10 protein-coding genes, 1 tRNA gene and 8 pseudogenes are annotated in these 17,387 nt (G+C 56.2%); 12 read left to right on the top strand and 7 right to left on the bottom strand.

All coding sequences use genetic code 11. From position 1 onward, the window contains the following. Positions 1 to 9: 9 nt before the first annotated feature. The 3 genes and pseudogenes from pncA to sppA form a co-directional block, all read right to left on the bottom strand. Positions 10 to 625: pseudogene (gene pncA, locus EIO60_RS02465) on the bottom strand (bifunctional nicotinamidase/pyrazinamidase). A gap of 16 nt (positions 626 to 641) precedes the next feature. Then, positions 642 to 1,669, bottom strand: a pseudogene (ansA, locus tag EIO60_RS02460) (asparaginase). A gap of 90 nt (positions 1,670 to 1,759) precedes the next feature. Then, a complete protein-coding gene (gene sppA, locus EIO60_RS02455; protein ID WP_258575824.1) occupies positions 1,760 to 3,628 on the bottom strand; it encodes a signal peptide peptidase SppA in 1,869 nt (622 codons plus the stop codon). A 172-nt stretch (positions 3,629 to 3,800) separates the two neighbouring features. Here sppA and EIO60_RS02450 point away from each other — a divergent pair. The 3 genes and pseudogenes from EIO60_RS02450 (at position 3,801) to EIO60_RS02440 (ending at position 6,716) form a co-directional block, all read left to right on the top strand. Next, a pseudogene (locus EIO60_RS02450) lies at positions 3,801 to 4,318 on the top strand (NAD(P)H nitroreductase). A gap of 185 nt (positions 4,319 to 4,503) precedes the next feature. Further along, complete coding sequence (locus EIO60_RS02445) at positions 4,504 to 6,423, top strand: DNA topoisomerase III (protein ID WP_258575823.1); 1,920 nt, start codon at positions 4,504 to 4,506, stop codon at positions 6,421 to 6,423. After that, positions 6,423 to 6,716, top strand: a pseudogene (locus EIO60_RS02440) (DUF1496 domain-containing protein). The gene EIO60_RS02445 and the pseudogene EIO60_RS02440 overlap by 1 nt, the downstream one beginning before the upstream one ends. A gap of 60 nt (positions 6,717 to 6,776) precedes the next feature. Here the strand turns inward: EIO60_RS02440 and EIO60_RS02435 are convergent. The 3 genes from EIO60_RS02435 to EIO60_RS02425 all read right to left on the bottom strand — a co-directional run bounded on the left by EIO60_RS02435 (position 6,777) and on the right by EIO60_RS02425 (position 8,477). Continuing rightward, positions 6,777 to 6,904 (bottom strand) — tRNA-Tyr (locus EIO60_RS02435). A 144-nt stretch (positions 6,905 to 7,048) separates the two neighbouring features. Further along, positions 7,049 to 7,897: a formyltetrahydrofolate deformylase gene (gene purU, locus EIO60_RS02430; RefSeq protein WP_258575822.1), complete on the bottom strand. Its 849-nt coding sequence runs from the start codon at positions 7,895 to 7,897 to the stop codon at positions 7,049 to 7,051. A gap of 55 nt (positions 7,898 to 7,952) precedes the next feature. Continuing rightward, complete coding sequence (locus EIO60_RS02425; RefSeq protein WP_258575821.1) at positions 7,953 to 8,477, bottom strand: YchJ family metal-binding protein; 525 nt, start codon at positions 8,475 to 8,477, stop codon at positions 7,953 to 7,955. Here EIO60_RS02425 and EIO60_RS02420 point away from each other — a divergent pair. The 7 genes and pseudogenes from EIO60_RS02420 to EIO60_RS02390 form a co-directional block, all read left to right on the top strand. Further along, positions 8,443 to 8,601 (top strand): annotated as a pseudogene (locus tag EIO60_RS02420) (patatin-like phospholipase family protein); the annotation flags it as partial. The gene EIO60_RS02425 and the pseudogene EIO60_RS02420 overlap by 35 nt on opposite strands. 349 nt (positions 8,602 to 8,950) lie before the next feature. Next, positions 8,951 to 9,627: pseudogene (locus tag EIO60_RS02415) on the top strand (aconitate hydratase); the annotation flags it as partial. 89 nt (positions 9,628 to 9,716) lie between these two features. Continuing rightward, positions 9,717 to 10,365: pseudogene (rssA, locus tag EIO60_RS02410) on the top strand (patatin-like phospholipase RssA); the annotation flags it as partial. Positions 10,366 to 10,478: 113 nt separating this feature from the next. Next, positions 10,479 to 11,495 carry a two-component system response regulator RssB gene (gene rssB / locus EIO60_RS02405; RefSeq protein WP_258575820.1) on the top strand — a complete coding sequence of 339 codons (1,017 nt, stop codon included), beginning with the start codon at positions 10,479 to 10,481 and terminating at the stop codon, positions 11,493 to 11,495. A 193-nt stretch (positions 11,496 to 11,688) separates the two neighbouring features. Beyond that, positions 11,689 to 12,597, top strand: coding sequence for a UTP--glucose-1-phosphate uridylyltransferase GalU (galU, locus tag EIO60_RS02400; RefSeq protein ID WP_258575819.1), 909 nt, complete (start codon positions 11,689 to 11,691; stop codon positions 12,595 to 12,597). 22 nt (positions 12,598 to 12,619) lie between these two features. Then, positions 12,620 to 13,960, top strand: coding sequence for a UDP-glucose dehydrogenase family protein (locus tag EIO60_RS02395; RefSeq protein WP_258575818.1), 1,341 nt, complete (start codon positions 12,620 to 12,622; stop codon positions 13,958 to 13,960). Positions 13,961 to 13,974: 14 nt separating this feature from the next. After that, positions 13,975 to 14,982: an NAD-dependent epimerase gene (locus EIO60_RS02390; RefSeq protein ID WP_258575817.1), complete on the top strand. Its 1,008-nt coding sequence runs from the start codon at positions 13,975 to 13,977 to the stop codon at positions 14,980 to 14,982. Positions 14,983 to 15,096: 114 nt separating this feature from the next. Here EIO60_RS02390 and hns read toward each other — a convergent pair whose 3' ends face one another. Then, positions 15,097 to 15,507, bottom strand: coding sequence for a histone-like nucleoid-structuring protein H-NS (gene hns, locus EIO60_RS02385; RefSeq protein WP_258575816.1), 411 nt, complete (start codon positions 15,505 to 15,507; stop codon positions 15,097 to 15,099). Between the two features lie 305 nt (positions 15,508 to 15,812). Between hns and EIO60_RS02380 the strand changes: the two are divergent. Together EIO60_RS02380 and EIO60_RS02375 are read left to right on the top strand one after the other, a co-directional pair. Next, a pseudogene (locus EIO60_RS02380) lies at positions 15,813 to 16,193 on the top strand (thymidine kinase); the annotation flags it as partial. Positions 16,194 to 16,403: 210 nt separating this feature from the next. Continuing rightward, complete coding sequence (locus EIO60_RS02375) at positions 16,404 to 17,054, top strand: YchE family NAAT transporter (RefSeq protein WP_258576042.1); 651 nt, start codon at positions 16,404 to 16,406, stop codon at positions 17,052 to 17,054. Positions 17,055 to 17,387: the final 333 nt, after the last annotated feature.

The raw sequence follows: 17,387 nt of genomic DNA, 5'->3' as shown, positions 1-17,387 counted from the left end.
CCTAGTTTGTTAAATCAGCACGGCGCCCTGCGCCTTTATCTGCGCGAACACAATCTCGCTGTCTTCCGGATTGAGATTGACGCCGCTACAGCCTTCTTTCACCACCGTGACCTGATAGCCCAGCTCCAGCACGTCCAGCACGGCTATACTTAACGCAGTAGTGGTAGCGATGCCCAGCATCACCAGGTGGGTAATGCCGCGCGCCTGCAGCCAGCTGTCCAGCTCGGTCTTCCGGCAGTGGCCGTTGTCGAAAAAGGCGCTATAGCTGTCGACGTCGATATCCTGTCCTTTGTGAAACACCGCATCGATCAGGCTACGATCGATATCGGGATGCAACTCGGCGTCGGTTGAACCCTGAATGCCGTGATCCGGCCACCAGATCTGCGCCAGGCCGTTCAGCTCGCCCAGCGGGTAGACCGGCTCGCCGGAGACGGGAAGCGAAGCTGCCATGGTTAGTGCTATGCCAGTCCTGCAGCGCCAGCACATATTTGCCTTTGCCGCGCACGCGGAATTTACGGGCGTAGCGGTTGGCGACCGCGACGGTCATATCGCCTTCGCGCACAGCCATCGGGCCGCTCGAACAGAAATCGTTTTGTATATCGATGATAATGAGGGCCTGCTTCATAACAGGTGGATCAGAATTAGTCTTCGGTCAGTTCACCGCGCAAATTTTGCTGCATCCTGGCGCGAATCTGGTCGCAGGAAAGGTCCTGGCTTAGTAAAAAGTGAGGCTTAGTCAGCGCGGCTTCCAGGGTTAAATCAAATATCAAATCCGCTGATCACGCAGGCGTGCTCCAGCGCGTTGCCGGTAGCGTAGCCGCCCATATTCACCTTGCCGGAGATGCACTGGGTCAGATTCACCACCACGATACCGCGGTTGCTGGCCTGCTGCAGCTCGGCGAGAAACTCCGCGTTCTGCGGCGCATTGCCGACGCCGTAAGAGCGCAGGATCAGCGCCTTGAGCGGCTGCCGCAGGAAGTTACGCACCACATCCGCCGAAATGCCCGGACAGATGGTCACTACGCCGATAGGCTGCGGCGTAATGGTGTGTACCTTCAGCGGGCCGTTGCCCTGCGGCGCAGGCGGCGTATTCAGGCGGCGAGTATGAATGCCCGCCTCCAGCAGCGCGGAGAGGTTCGGCGACGCAAAAGCGTTGAAGCCGTTCGCGTGGGCTTTGGTCGTCCGGTTGCCGCGATAGAGCGGATCGTTGAAAAACAGCGAGACTTCATTAATCGGGTAATTCGCGGCGACGTAGAGCGTGTTCAGCAGGTTTTGCTGGCCGTCGGAGCGCAGCTCCGCCAGTGGGTTCTACGAACCGATGACGATCATGGGCTTCGCCAGGTTCTCCAGCATGAACGACAGCGCCGAGGCGGTGAACGCCATGGTATCGGTTCCATGCGGAATAAAAAATCCATCGTAACGATCATAATTTTGGCGGATATCCTTGGCGATCGCCTGCCAGTCTTCCGGCGTCATATCGGAGGAGTCGATCAGCGGATGGTCTTCATTAATCGTAAAAGATGGCATTTCAGGGCGATGAAATTCCGGCATATTCGCTAGCTGCTGCTGCAGATGGCCAGAAACCGGAATATAGCCCTGCGCAGAGCACTGCATGCCAATGGTGCCGCCGGTATAGGGTATAGGCGACATAGATATTTTTCTTTTGCATCAGAAACTCAGACTTGCCGTAAAACGCGCATTATAAGGGGAAAGAGGGGGGAAAGTAGCCCGATCGGTGACCGGGCTCGGGCTGCGAGCTTTATCGCACTTCGCCGCAGTTCAGACAGAAGGCGTAGCGATTTTGCGGATCGTTCAGGTTATTCAGCAGGCCGGGCTGCGCCGCCATGGCACCCATCACGTCGCGCACTGGCGTCGGCAGCCAGACCTTCAGCAAATTCGGCAGCACCGCCTGCGCCGAGGCGTTAACCTGGCTGAGCAGCATATCGAACATGCTGGGCTGATCCTGATACCAGGTGAGCTGCGGGTTGGCAACCTTCGCCAGCTCGCCCGCCTTCTTCACCGCGTCGTCGAAGTCGCCCAGCGCATCCACCAGACCGTTGGCTTTCGCGTCGCTGCCGGTCCAGACGTGGCCCTGCGCGATGGTGTCAATCTGCGCCGGGGTTTTGTGACGCGATGCGGCCACCAGACCGACGAAGTTGCGGTAGCCGTTTTCAATCGTTAGCTGCATCAGCTGCTGCACTTCGTTCGGTAGCGCCTTAGTCGACGAGACGTCTGCCAGCGGCGACGTCACCACGCCGTCGGTGTGCACGCCGATGGAATCCAGGCTGTTTTCCAGCGTGTTGATCACGCCGAAGATGCCGATCGAGCCGGTAAGGGTGCTGGGGTTGGCGACGATATAGTCCGCCGGGGTCGAGATCCAGTAGCCGCCTGACGCCGCCATGCCGCCCATGGAGACCACCACCGGCTTGCCGGCCGCGTGCGCCGCCGCCAGCTCTTCGCGGATCGCCTCAGAGGCGGTTACGCTGCCGCCTGGGCTATTGACACGTAGGATGAGCGCTTTGATTTTCGGATCGAGGCTCGCGTCGCGGATCTGCTCGGCGGTGGTATCGCCGCCTACGTTGCCAGGCGTCTCTTCGCCGTCCATGATTGCACCGCTCGCCAGCACTACGGCGATATTGCCGTCGCGCTGCGTCGGCTGCTTGACGCTGTAGTCGCTGTAGTTATAGATGCTGACGCTGTGATAGTCGTTGCTAGCCTTATCCCAGCCGAAAGTTTTCACCAGCTCCTGATCGGCCGCCGCGCGGCTGTCCAGCACGTCCACCAGCTTGTTGTTCAGCGCATATTTGGCGGTATCGCCGTTCACCGCCTGAAGTCCGGCAATGATCACCGCCGCGCCGGGGAAGAGCTGCTCCGGCGTAATCTGACGGTTACCCGCGACGGTGTTGAGGTAGTTCTGCCACAACTGGCCTACCCAGCGGCTGTCTGCCTCGCGCGCCGCCTGCGACATGTCGTCGCGCAGGAACGGCTCGACGGCGGACTTATAGGTGCCGACGCGGAAAACGTGGGAGTTGACCTTCAGCTTGTCCAGCAGCGTCTTATAGTAGAGGCCGTTGGTGGCGAAGCCGTGCAGATCGACGGTGCCCTGTGGAGAGAGGTAAATTTTGCTGGCGTAGCTGGCGAGATAGTATTGCGCCTGGCTGTAGCTGTCCCCCAGCGCGAAGATGGGCTTGCCGCTGTCGCGGAACTCGCGCAGCGCCTTGCCGACATACTGCAGCGACGGCTGATCGCCGCCAGCGAAATCGCGCAGATCCAGCACTATGCCGGTGATATTTTTATCGCTTTTCGCCTGACGGATGGCGTCGACCACGTCAAACAGCGAGTTTTCCTGCAGCCGGTCGATGCTGGCGCCCAGCAGCTGACGGCCCAGCTTGCTCAGCTTGTTGCTGACCGACGGCTTATCCACCAGCACCCCGGTCAAATCGACTTTCAGCGCGCCTTGCTGCACCGGCGTCGAGCTGCTGCCGGATCCGCTGACCTGCAGCCAGATCCCCACGCCGACCAGAATCAAAAGGATCACGAAGAGGTTAAGAATACATTCCCGGATAAAATTCAGCACGCGCCAGCTCCACCTAAACAGGCCGGCAATTATTCGCCACAGTGTGCGCATCAGACTCTCCATATTCGCTAGCGGAACGCGGTCGCCGTGCGGCTCCGCCTTCCATTACGGCCTCATCCTAAAGAGCGGCGTTGGAAATGTCAGCAGGAAATTGCGGCGGACTGTTACAAAAGATCAGGCTGTGCCAAGATTAGCCAACACGTTACCACATTAGGAGAAAATCATGAATGCACTTGAATTACTGGTCAATCGCCGCTCCGCTTCGCGACTGGCTGAGCCTGCGCCCGCTGGCGAAAGCCTGGAAATATCATCCGCGCCGGGATGCGCGTGCCGGACCACGGTACGCTGCAGCCCTGGCGCTTCGTCATCGTCGAAAACGAGGGACGCGATCGGCTGAGTGCACTGCTGGCGCAGGCGGCGCGCGAGGCGCAGCTGGAGGAGAAAGCAATCGAGAAGGCGACGCAGTTTCCCTAATAGCGCGCCGATGATCATCACCGTTATTGCGCACGGCGAAGCGCACCCGAAGGTGCCGCGCTGGGAGCAGTTGGTGTCGGCGAGCTGCGCCGTGATAGCGATGCAGATGGCAGCGGCGGCGCAGGGCTTTAACGGCATCTGGCGCAGCGCGTTCGGCTGTCGCGAACAGGATGCGATCGTCGGCTTTCTCTACTTGGGCACGCCGCAGCTTAAATCCAGCACCACCGTAGTCCACCCGACACCACGCCGTTCGTGCGCTACTTCTAGCTTCTAGCGCACGGCACCCCGTTTTTCGCCGCCGGGTGGGTTGCGAGGATCCTGTGCGACCGATCCAGAAGTAACCTGCCGATGCTTACCTCCGACACCAGAAACGTCTAAAATAGCGCAGCGCCTGCGATGCGCCGCCCAATGGCCCCCTGTCCCCTGCCTGAAGTAAAGGATCTCTCTGACCTATGCGTTTGTTTATTGCGGAAAAACCCAGTCTTGGCCGTGCGATCGCCGATGTGCTGCCCAAGCCGCATCGCCGCGGCGAAGGCTTTATCGCCTGCGGCGACAATCAGATCGTCACCTGGTGCGTCGGCCATCTGCTGGAGCAGGCGCAGCCGGACAGCTATGACAGCCGCTATGCGCGCTGGTCGCTGGCCGACCTGCCGATCATCCCGCAAAAGTGGCAGCTTCAGCCGCGCCCGTCGGTGGCGAAACAGCTTAAAGTGATCGAGAAGCTGCTGGGGCAGGCGAGCGAAGTGGTGCATGCGGGCGACCCAGATCGCGAAGGCCAGCTGCTGGTGGATGAAGTGCTGGACTACCTGCAGTTGCCCGCCGACAAGCGCAGCCGCGTGCAGCGCTGCCTGATCAACGATCTCAATCCGCAGGCGGTGACGCGCGCGGTGAGACGCCTGCGGGAAAACCGCGAGTTTATCCCGCTGTGCGTGTCCGCGCTGGCGCGCGCGCGCGCCGACTGGCTCTACGGCATTAATATGACGCGCGCCTGGACGCTGCTGGGACGCAGCGCCGGCTATGACGGTGTGCTGTCGGTTGGCCGCGTGCAGACGCCGGTGCTCGGGCTGGTGGTGCGCCGCGATGAAGAGATCGAAAACTTTATTCCCAAAGACTATTTCGAGGTGAAGGCGCATATCGTCACGCCGGATGAGCAGCGCTTTCTCGCCAGCTGGGTGCCGAGCGATGCCTGCGAGCCGTGGCAGGACGAGGAGGGACGGCTGCTGCACCGGGCGCTGGCCGACCACGTGGTGGCGCGCATCGCCGGCCATCCGGCCAACGTCACCAGCTACAACAACAAGCGAGAAAGCGAGGCGGCGCCGCTGCCGTTCTCTCTCTCCAGCCTGCAGATTGAGGCGGCGAAGCGCTACGGACTGAGCGCGCAGACGGTGCTGGACACCTGTCAGAAACTGTATGAAACCCACAAGCTGGTCACCTATCCGCGCTCAGACTGCCGCTATCTGCCGGAAGAGCACTTTGCCGGGCGTCACGCGTTGCTGAAGGCGATCCAGGCGCATGCGGGCAGCATGACGCCGCCCGATGACTTCAGCGCCGATCGCCGCAGCCGCTGCTGGAACGACAAAAAAGTCGACACCCACCACGCCATTATTCCCACCGCGCGCGCCAGCGCGGTGCGGCTTACAGAAAATGAGCAAAACGTCTACGCGCTGATCGCGCGTCAGTATCTGATGCAGTTCTGTCCGGACGCCGTTTTCCGCAAGTGCGTGATAGAGCTGAATATCGCCGGCGGCAAATTTGTCGCCAAAGCGCGCTTTCTCGCCGAGGCGGGCTGGCGCGCCCTGCTGGGCAGCAAAGAGCGCGACGAGGAGAATGACGGCACGCTGCTGCCGGTAGTGGCGAAGGGCGACGTGCTGATGTGCGAGTGCGGCGAGGTGCTGGCGAAACAGACGCAGCCACCGTGCCCCTTTACCTATGCGACCCTGCTGTCGGCAATGACCGGCATCGCGCGCTTCGTGCAGGATAAAGACTTAAAGAAAGTGCTGCGCGCGACCGATGGATTAGGTACGGAGGCGACGCGCGCCGGGATTATTGAGCTGCTGTTTCGCCGCGGCTTTCTGGTGAAAAAAGGGCGCGCCATCCAGTCGACCGGAGCGGGACGGGCGCTGATCCACTCGCTGCCGGAAATGGCTGCGCGCCCCGATATGACGGCGCAGTGGGAGTCCACCCTAACGCGCATCAGTGAAAAGGCGTGCCGCTACGACAAATTTATGCAGCCGCTGGTCAGCACCCTGACGGGCCTGATCCAGCAGGCGCGCGAGCAGCCGGGCGCGATGGCGTTTCGCGGCTTGCCCTCGTCTGGGCAAAAGAGACGTTTTAAAAAGACCATCAAACGAGAAGTGAAGGGGAGCCAGTAATGCGTTATTGCGTCGGACTCGGATTAGCGCTGGCGCTGGTCGGCGGGGCAGCTACGGCCTCGCGCCGCACGACGCGCGTCAGCAATCCTACAACAGCGGCGGCAGCGCCGATGTGGTGGTTGACTGCCGCCAGAGGTCTGGAGCCAGGGGCAGAACAGCGCGCTCAGCTGCCAGCAGTTCTGCATTTTCGACAATCGCAGCTACAGCGAGGGTGCGGTGGTAAAGTCAGAGGGCGTGATGCTGCAGTGTGCGCGCGCGACGAGAAGGTGCTCGGCACCAACCCGCTTATCTGAAATTCCCCGTATTTTCGGGTAGAAAAGGAGAGGGAATGTAATACAGGAGAATATACAGGATGGTGGGAGAAGGATGATTCGGCGCCTTGCGCCTCACCCTGCGGGCCGCGCTGCGCTCGACACGAACCTTCGAAGTCTGTGACGGCAGATTTACAGTCTGCTCCCTTTGGCCGCTCGGGAATCCCACCACTGGCCTGAATTATTGCGCCTGAAAGCGGGGCGCATCATACCAAATGCATTCAGGGTGTAAAGCGCCCAGCGGCAAAATGTGAATCGTTTGCCCACTTTTTACCCGCGACGCTGGATTCTCAGACAATCCAGCGCCTGTGCGGTTACAGAATAATCGTGCGGTTGCCGTAAACAAAGACGCGCTGACCCAGCACCTTATACAGCGCGCGGCTCAGTACGTTTTTCTCAACGTCGCGCCCGGCGCGCATCATCTCTTCCGCCGTGTAGCTGTGATCGACGTTAATCACATCCTGCATGATAATCGGACCTTCATCCAGATTGTCGTTCACGTAGTGCGTCGTAGCGCCGATAATCTTCACGCCGCGCTCGTAGGCCTGATGATAGGGACGCGCGCCGATAAAGGCGGGCAGAAACGAGTGGTGGATGTTGATGATCTGGTTCGGGTAGCGCTGTACAAACGCTGGCGTCAGCACGCGCATATATTTCGCCAGCACCACATAGTCGGGCTGGTAGCGGTCGATCTCATCCGCCATACGGTTGTCGTGCTCTTCGCGCGTCAGCCCTTCATGGCTCACCAGCACGAAAGGAATATCGAAACGCTCTACCAGCGAACGCAGGGTGTCGTGGTTGCCGATCACCGCGGCGATTTCCATATCCAGCCCGCCGAAGGCGCTTTTCATCAGCAGATCGCCCAGGCAGTGCGCCTCTTTGGTGACCAGAATCACTACGCGACGGCGACCGGCGCTGTGCAGTTCGCGCATCGAGCCTGCCGGCAGCGCGCTGTCCAGATCGGCCAGCAGCGTATTGTCGTTGAAAATGCCTTCAAGTTCGGTGCGCATAAAAAAGCGCCCGGTGCGATGATCAACGAATTCATTGTTTTGCACGATGTTTAGCTCGTGCTTGTAGCAAATATTGGTGATTTTAGCGATCAGACCTTTCGCGTCAGGGCAAATGGTACGTAAAACTTTTCTTTGCATGGTTTGCGCTTGCATCTCGATCAGAGTCCTGTCAAAGCGAATGGGTAAAACTGTTGGGCCGCTGTGCTGGTCAGCCGCAACATTTCTTGTATTTTTTATCGGCGCTACAGGGACAGCGATCGTTGCGCCCCACCTGAGGCACCGTTCCGTCGACATAGTACCAGCGTTGATCCTCGCGGAGAAAGCGAGAACGCTCGTGGATGGCGCCTGTCTGCATATTTTCGCGGTAACGCGCAAGAAAAGTTACGAAAGCCTCATTCTCGTGGCTTATATGATTACAACAGGTTACATTCAGGCTTAGCCATTCGGTACCGGCAAAACTTTCAGACAATCGCTGCGCCATATCGGGTATGCGCTTGCTGGGATGCCCGCTGGCGAGCAGCCAAGCGGCATCCTGTCTGACATAGGCGGTATAGCGTGAGCGATAAAAACGGGTTAGCGCATATGGTAGCCGACCAGGCGCTGCGAATCCACGCGGAGACGTCGGCGGCAGAGGGGAAATGAGACAGGTTAAAATTGGTCTGGCGCTGGGCTTAGGAGTGGCCAAAGGATAGGCGCATATTGGGGTAATCAATGCGCTGACGCGGGCAGGCATCGAGATCGACGTGGTGGCGGGCTGTTCCGTTGGCTCGCTGGTGGGTGCCGCCTACGTTAATAACTGTCTGCCGCAGATGAAAAAGTGGGTCAGCGCCTTTCGCTACTGGGACGTGATTCGACTGACGTGGGTTCAGCATTTATGCCTTCTCTTTCGACTTCTGGGCAGCGGCGGTACGGATGACCCTGTAAACGCGCTGTAATAAACACCTTCTTTTAATAACGCCCCGCACAATCTGCGGGGCATTGTCGTTTGGCTGCCTGAAAAGTTTAGCATTTCGTATTGTAATCAAAACGTTAAAGAAAATGTAGTCTATCTTTAATATAAACCTTGTTCTCTCTGAGGTTAACGCGAACACGATTAGAAAAGGAGGAGCTATGTCGGAAACCCTACGCGAGCAGAGTCAGGAAACGCTGCAGGTCGACGAGCGCAACTTCGAAGGCCGTATCCATCCGCTAATGAAAACCAACTGGCTGGCGATGCTGGGCGACTCTGTCACCACCGACCATATTTCCCCGGCGGGCAGCACAAAGCGGACAGTCCGGCAGGCCGTTACCTGATGGAAAACGGCGTCGATCGCGCTGACTTTAACTCTTATGGTTCGCGTCGCGGCAACCATGAGGTGATGATGCGCGGCACCTTCGCCAATATCCGTATGCGCAATGAGATGGTGCCGGGTATGGAGGGGGGCTATACCCGCCGTATTCCCAGCAGCGAGCAGCTGGCTATCTACGACGCGGCGATGAAATATCAGCAAGAGGGAACGGTCATCGCTGGTAAAGAGTATGGTTTCGGCTCCAGCCGCGACTGGGCAGCGAAAGGGCCGCGCCTGCAGGGCGTGCGCGTGGTGATCGCTGAGTCATTCGAGCGTATTCACCGTTCTAACCTGATCGGCATGGGCATTCTGCCGCTGGAGTTCGCGCCTGGCGTGACGCGCAAAACGCTCGGTCTGACCGGCGAGGAGTTATTTGACGTCGATAATCTGTCGCAGCTGCAGCTTGGCTGCACGGTGAAGGTGACGATGACGCGCCCGGACGGCACGCAAGAGGTGCTGGAAACGCGCTGCCGCATCGATACCGGCAACGAGCTGAGCTACTACCACTGCAACGACGGCATTCTGCACTATTTGATTCGTAATATGCTGAGTTAAGAGGTGCGCCGGGGAAACCCGGCGCACCGCGGTAAACAGCTCTCGGGGGCGGCAGGGGGCCCGGTGCGTAAAAGTGGCCTCCCTGTCAGCAACGCGGCGTTCTGCTGCGCGGCAAGCGTGTATTTAACCATGTTCGTCAGCTTATCGCATGCTACCCTGGAGGGCAGCGCCAGACGTTTTGGCGTGATGGCCACTAACCTGAGCACCGGGCGCGAGCTCTGGCTGACTGGGATCTGCATCAGGCGGTGAGCGCGTCCTGTAGTATGCCAGGCTTATTGCCGCCCGTCGGCTACAATGGTTACTGGCTGGTCGACGGCGCCGTTGTGAATCCCGTACCCGTTTCGCTTACACGGGCGTTAGGCGCAGATATTGTTATCGCCGTCGACCTGCAGCACGATGCGCACCTGATGCAGCAAGATATGCTGTCGATGACGCCACAGAGTGGCAGCGATGCGATGTCCGCAGCCGAGCAAAGCTAGGCTAAAAAATCGGCCAGCGCTTGGTGGGCCTGACCCAGCGGCGCGCGACGCAAACACCGGGTACGATGGAGATCATGTCGACATCTATCTAGGTGCTGGAAAATCGCTTGAAGCGCAACCGAATGGCAGGCGATCCGCCAGATGTACTGATTTAACCGTTCTGTCCGCAGATATCGACGCTGGACTTTCATCGCGCGGGTGAGGCTATCGAGGCAGGCAAGGCCGCCGTTGAGAAAAAATGGATGAACTATTACCGCTGTACGAAACAGATAATCAGGTTGTTCATTCACAGGGGTTACTTCGGCTAATTCTGAAAGGCGCAACTGCGTTTTATGAACCACTATTGATTGATCTGGCAGGTAGGGGGAAAGAATGGAGAAACCACTAATCGGCAAAAAGATACTCATTGTCGAAAATGAGGTCGTTTTCCGTTCTATGGTAAACAACTTCTTGCTGGCGCTGGGCGCCAGCACGTTAGAAGCCGGTGACGGCATTGACGGGATCGCCCATCTGCAGCAGCAGGATGTGGATTTGGTGATCTGCGATCTGGAAATGCCGCGCATGAACGGCATTCAGTTTATTGAACATATCCGCACGCGCGGTAACAGCGTGCCGGTTCTGATCATCTCCGCGACGGAAAACATGGCGGATATCGCGCATGTGCTGCGTCTGGGCGTGCAGGACGTGCTGCTTAAACCGCTGAAAAATTTCGAGCGCTTCCGCGAAGCGGTGTATGAATGTCTCTATCCTTCTATGTTTACCTCCAAGGTGGAGGAGGATGAGCGGCTGTTTCAGGACTGGGACGCGCTGGTGCGCGATCCCGCCGCCGCGGCCAAGCTACTGAAGCAGCTACAGCCGCCGGTGCAGCAGACCATCGCCAACTGTCGCATCAACTATCGTCAGCTCACCATGGCGGAGCAGCCAGGGCTGGTGCTGGATATCGCTGCGCTTTCCGATAAGGATCTTGCGTTCTACTGTCTCGACGTAACGCGCGCCGGCGACAACGGTGTGCTGGCCGCGCTGCTGCTGCGTGCATTATTCAACGGGATGCTTCAGGAGCAGCTCTCGGGACAAAAACAGCAGCTGCCGGAATTAAACGGGCTGCTGCGTCAGGTCAATCTTTTGCTGCGGCAGGCCAATCTCAACGGACAGTTTCCGCTGCTGGTCGGCTATTACCATTGCGCGTATAAAAACCTGATTCTGGTTTCGGCGGGATTAAACGCCATGCTTCACGTTCACGCCCAACAAATTCAACTCAGCAATGGGGTTCCCCTTGGCACTATGGGAAGCACTCATCTTAACCAAATCAGCCAACACGCTGACAGCTGGCAGTGCCACGTCTGGGGCGCTGGCGGCAGGATCCGTCTGATGTTATCGACTGAAGAATAAGCGAATTAATTTAATTCCTTCGGGGGGGCTGGAGATAGGTCCAGAGCTTAGCTATTACACTTGAGTAATAGTCTTAAATTCTGCGGATTGATGCCTTCCAGGATAAATCCGTTCGATGGTAACTGATATACTCATTTTCGAATTTCAACCGACATATTAAAGTATTAACACGGCCTATAACAGAGGTATCTTAATGTCTGCCTATAAGTCCAAAGTAAAAAAAGCGGTAATCCCGGTAGCAGGTTTAGGCACCCGTATGCTCCCTGCCACCAAAGCGATTCCGAAAGAGATGTTGCCGCTGGTTGATAAGCCGTTAATTCAGTATGTCGTTAACGAGTGCATCGCAGCAGGGATTAACGAAATTGTGCTAGTTACGCACTCTTCTAAAAACTCGATTGAAAACCATTTCGATACCAGCTTCGAACTGGAAGCGATGCTGGAAAAACGCGTAAAGCGTCAGCTGCTGGATGAAATCCAGTCCATCTGCCCACCGCACGTCACCATCATGCAGGTGCGTCAGGGCATCGCGAAAGGCCTGGGCCACGCGGTCATGTGCGCACATCCGCTGATTGGCGACGAGCCGGTTGCGGTTATCCTGCCGGACGTCATCATCGACGAATATGAATCCAACCAGACCAAAGACAACCTGGCGGAAATGCTGAGCCGTTTCGACGAGTCAGGCCACAGCCAGATCATGGTTGAGCCGGTTGCCGATGTGACCGCTTACGGCGTGGTTGACTGCCAGGGCGCAGAACTGCAGCCAGGCGACAGCGCACCGATGGTGGGCGTGGTGGAAAAACCGAAAGCGTCTGAAGCGCCTTCCAACCTTGCCGTTGTTGGCCGTTACGTTCTTTCTGCAGACATCTGGCCGCTGCTGGCAAAAACGCCACCGGGCGCAGGCTGCGAAGTTCAGCTGACCGACGCCATCTCCATGCTGATGGAAAAAGAGACAGTTGAAGCCTACCACCTCAAAGGCGTAAGCCATGACTGCGGTAACAAACTTGGTTATATGCAGGCATTTGTTGAGTACGGTGTTCGCCATCCGGTGCTGGGCAGTGACTTTTTTCAGTGGCTCGATAGCTCAGTTGGCAATAAAAAGTAATTCATAAACACAGGATAACTCGATGAAAGTCACTGTATTTGGTATCGGCTATGTCGGTCTGGTTCAGGCTGCGGTGTTGGCCGAAGTCGGACATGACGTTCTCTGCATTGATGTCGACGCGAAAAAAGTCGAAAATCTGAAAAAAGGCATCATCCCTATTTTCGAACCCGGTCTGACGCCGCTGGTGATGTCGAACTACGAGGTGGGTCGCCTTAAGTTCAGCACCGACGCGGAAGAGGGTGTCAATCACGGCGTCATGCAGTTTATCGCCGTGGGCACGCCGCCAGATGAGGACGGTTCGGCTGACCTTAAATATGTGACCGCAGTTGCGCGCACCATCGCGCAGCATATGAACGATCACAAGGTTGTGCTCGATAAATCCACGGTTCCGGTGGGAACGGCGGATAAAGTGCGTAGCGTAATAGAAGAGACCCTGCGCGATCGCGGCGTTAACCTGACCTTTGACGTGGTATCTAACCCAGAATTCCTCAAGGAAGGCGCAGCCGTTAACGACTGTATGCGTCCTGAGCGCATCGTTGTGGGCACGGATAACGAAGAAGTCGAAGAGCTGTTGCGTGAACTCTACGAGCCCTTCAACCGTAACCACGATCGCATGATCGTGATGGATATCCGCAGCGCGGAGCTGACCAAATACGCGGCGAACTGCATGCTGGCGACCAAAATCAGCTTCATGAATGAGATTTCTAACCTGGCTGAGCGCCTGGGTGCGGACGTCGAGAAAGTGCGTCAGGGCATCGGCTCTGACTCGCGTATCGGCTACCACTTTATCTACCCTGGCTGCGGCTACGGCGGCTCCTGCTTCCCGAAAGATGTGCAGGCGCTGATCCGCACGGCTGAATCCATTGGCTATAAGCCGCGCCTGCTGCAGGCGGTAGAAGATGTCAACGACAGCCAGAAGAACAAACTGCCAACCTTTATCAAACGCCACTTCGGCGATAATTTAAGCGGCAAAACCTTTGCGCTCTGGGGCCTGTCGTTTAAGCCGAATACCGACGACATGCGTGAAGCGTCCAGCCGCGTGCTGATGGAAGCGCTGTGGGACGCGGGCGCGAACGTGCAGGCATTCGATCCGGAAGCGATGGACGAAGCGCAGCGTATCTATGGCCACCGCAGCGATCTGAAGCTGATGGGCACCAAAGAGGCGGCGCTGCAGGGCGCGGATGGACTGGTTATCTGTACCGAATGGCAGAATTTCCGCGTGCCTGATTTCGATGTTATTAGAAATTGCCTCAAGCAACCCGTGATTTTTGATGGTCGTAACCTGTATGATCCAGAACGTATCAGCAAACGCGGTTTCGTTTATTATGCAATCGGCCGCGGAGCGTCTATTCAAATTGCGTAATTAACGAGGGATTTATGAACATTCTGGTCACCGGCGCCGCAGGATTTATTGGATTCCATGTCACTCAACGCTTGCTTGCCGCCGGTCACCAGATTGTCGGCATAGATAATCTTAACGATTACTATGATGTCAGTCTGAAACAGGCCCGGCTCGATCTAATAAACTCGCACCCTGGCTTTACCTTTATCCAGATGGAGCTGGCCGATCGCGCCGCGATTGCCGCGATGTTCGAGCAATATGCTTTTCAACGCGTTATTCATCTGGGCGCCCAGGCGGGCGTACGCTATTCCATCGATAATCCTCACGGCTATGCCGACGCGAATCTGATCGGCCACTTAAATATTCTTGAAGGCTGTCGCCACCATAGAATCGAGCATCTGCTCTACGCCTCCTCCAGCTCCGTATATGGCCTGAACCGCAAGATGCCGTTTTCCACCGATGACAGCGTCGATCATCCGGTATCGCTCTATGCGGCGACGAAAAAAGCCGATGAGCTGATGTCGCACACCTATTCGCATCTTTATCAGCTGCCAACTACCGGGCTGCGCTTTTTTACCGTATACGGTCCGTGGGGACGTCCCGATATGGCGCTGTTTAAATTTACGCGCGCCATGATTGTGGGCGAAGCGATTGACGTATATAACCGCGGCGAGATGAAGCGCGACTTTACCTATATCGACGATATCGCCGAAGCAATCGTGCAGCTACAGGATGTCATCCCGCAAAAAGATGAGAGCTGGACGGTTGAGAACGGTTCGCCGGCAACTAGTTCAGCACCTTACCGCGTCTATAATATTGGTAACAGCCAGCCGCTCAGTCTGATGACCTATATCGAAGCGATTGAAAAAGCGCTGGGCGTGACCGCGCAAAAGAACATGCTGCCGATGCAGCCTGGGGATGTGCTGGAGACCAACGCCGATACGCAGGCGCTTTTCGACACTATCGGTTTTAAACCGCACACCAGCATGGAAGAGGGCGTAAAACGCTTCGTCGAGTGGTATCGGGAATTTTATAAGGTCTGAAAAAAGGAAGCGCTCGCTTCCTTTCCTTTCCTTTCCTTTCCTTTCCTTTCCTTTCCTTGGATAATTCTGTGGGTCACGCACTCAATGGTGACCCAAATATCAGAAGCCCTGTAATTATTGCAGCAGGAAATCGTCCAGCTGTTTACCTTGTTCTTCAATTGCTTTTCTGATTACGGCTGGCGTGCGTCTCTGGCCGGTCCAAGTGCGGGTTTCGCCGTTTTCATCGACATATTTATATTTCGCCGGGCGTGCAGCGCGTTTAGTTTTCTCCTGCGCTTTGGTTTCAGATATTGTGCTCAGCAGTTCATTGGGATCGATTCCATCGTCCAGCAGCATTTCTCTGTATTGCTCAAGTTTACGCGCGCACTCTTCGGTTTCCGCTTTTGCATGACTCTCTTTTTCGCGGCGTTCATTAACCACGACTTTGAGTTTTTCCAGCATTTCTTCCAGCGTTTCAAGTGAACACTCTCTAGCCTGTGCGAGTAATGTGCTGATATTATTAATAATTTTTAGGGCTTCGCTCATTGTTCAGTTCTCTGAATATATTAATGAAGCGGTGTTATGCTAGCTAATAATAGTGTTGGCGAAAAATTACTGCAATAGTAAAAATAAAGCAGGCGAAAAATAGTGATAATTAATTTCTTTTTTGACCTTTAATCAAAATAAGATAACCGCCGTAGGCAAGATTAAAAAAAAGCCGAAGCGATTTTCCTCTGCGAATGGGAGTGACGAAATTGTAAGCAATTTGCGTAATATAATCGACGGCATAATTTCGCGAGGCTGTGGTAGAATTCTGCCATCACATTAGGTCAGCAATGCTTTGAGAAACCCTGTTAATAGCTCAGTTCTATTTTTATTACTCCGCAATGAATGCCGGTGAATCCACAGTATTATTGCTGTCTTTTTACAATTATCAGGAACGCGGAATGAGAACGCTGGTTTACACTTCCGAAATCGACGATCGATTAGGCAGCGGTAAAGTCAGTTCGCGTATTGGCCTCTCATCGCTGGCGGCGCTGTTTAATACGCAAACGCGTCTGGATGAGGAGATTACCGCAGAGCATGCGCGCCAGCCCGTTCACTGCGTGCTGGTAGATGAGTGTCAGTTTCTGACGCGTGAGCAGGTCAAGGCGCTCTCCGACGTCGTGGACGATCTCGATATTCCGGTGCTCTGCTATGGGCTGCGCACCGACTTCCGCGGCGAACTGTTTGGCGGCTCGATCCAGAAGGGCGCCCCTACATTGTTCATGAATGTTAACGCGCCGGACGTGCCCGTTTTCCTCTTCGCCCACGCGTTCCTCTGGCATAACCGCCTCGCGCTGCGGCGCTGTCACAGCAGAATTTTCTGTTCCTGTGGCTGGTTAACCGGCCGATTTTTGCGTAAATTAAGCGCGTTTTCCCTTTTCTCATCGGAGCGAACCTTGAACCCTGCTTTGCTTGATCTTTCGGGCTATATCAAATTCTTTGTTGGCCTGTTCGCGCTGGTGAATCCCGTCGGCATTATTCCGGTGTTTATCAGCATGACCAGCTACCAGGCGGTGGCAGAACGCAATAAAACCAATATGACCGCCAACCTGGCGGTGGCGGTTATTCTTTGGACCTCGCTGTTTCTCGGCGACGCCATTCTGCATATCTTTGGCATCTCCATTGACTCCTTCCGCATTGCGGGCGGCATTCTGGTGGTCACCATCGCCATGTCAATGATCAGCGGCAAGCTGGGTGAGGATAAGCAGAACAAGCAGGAGAAGTCGGAAACGGCGATCCGAGAGAGCATCGGCGTGGTGCCGCTCGCCCTGCCGCTGATGGCGGGGCCGGGCGCGATTAGCTCCACTATCGTCTGGAGCACGCGCTACCACAGCTGGCAAAACCTGCTGGGCTTCAGCGTGGCGATTGCGCTCTTCGCCTTTTGCTGCTGGCTGCTGTTCCGCGCCGCGCCTCTGATGGTGCGCTTACTCGGCCAGACCGGCATCAACGTGATTACACGTATTATGGGATTGCTGCTGATGGCGCTGGGCATCGAATTTGTCGTTACCGGTATTCGGGCGCTTTTCCCGGGCCTGATGGCCGCTTAATTTTCAGCTGGAAATTGCCTTTGCATTATTTTGGTGCAAAAGTGTAAAACTTTTGCACCATTACCGCGTTTTTATTCCTGTTGCTTAACTCAGCCCTGCCGTTATTAGCTTTGTTTCTTAACTCACGGGCGCATAAAAAACGCCGCCGCTATGTGAATATTTTCACACCATAAAAATGTGCCCATCGTGCAAATGCTGTGACAAAAAATAGCGCCGGGCGCGTGAACAGACGCTTTTATCTTTCCAAATCAGAAAACCGCATAAGGGTTGCGCAAAGGCGACAAAAAAGCGCGCAGAACAAAGCGTAAGCGACGCCGCCTGTTAAAATAGCCT

It is taken from the genome of Candidatus Pantoea persica (assembly GCF_013753875.1).
GTDB classification, from domain to species: Bacteria; Pseudomonadota; Gammaproteobacteria; order Enterobacterales; family Enterobacteriaceae; genus Pantoea; species Pantoea persica.
This window is presented reverse-complemented; position numbering and strand designations above follow the sequence as displayed.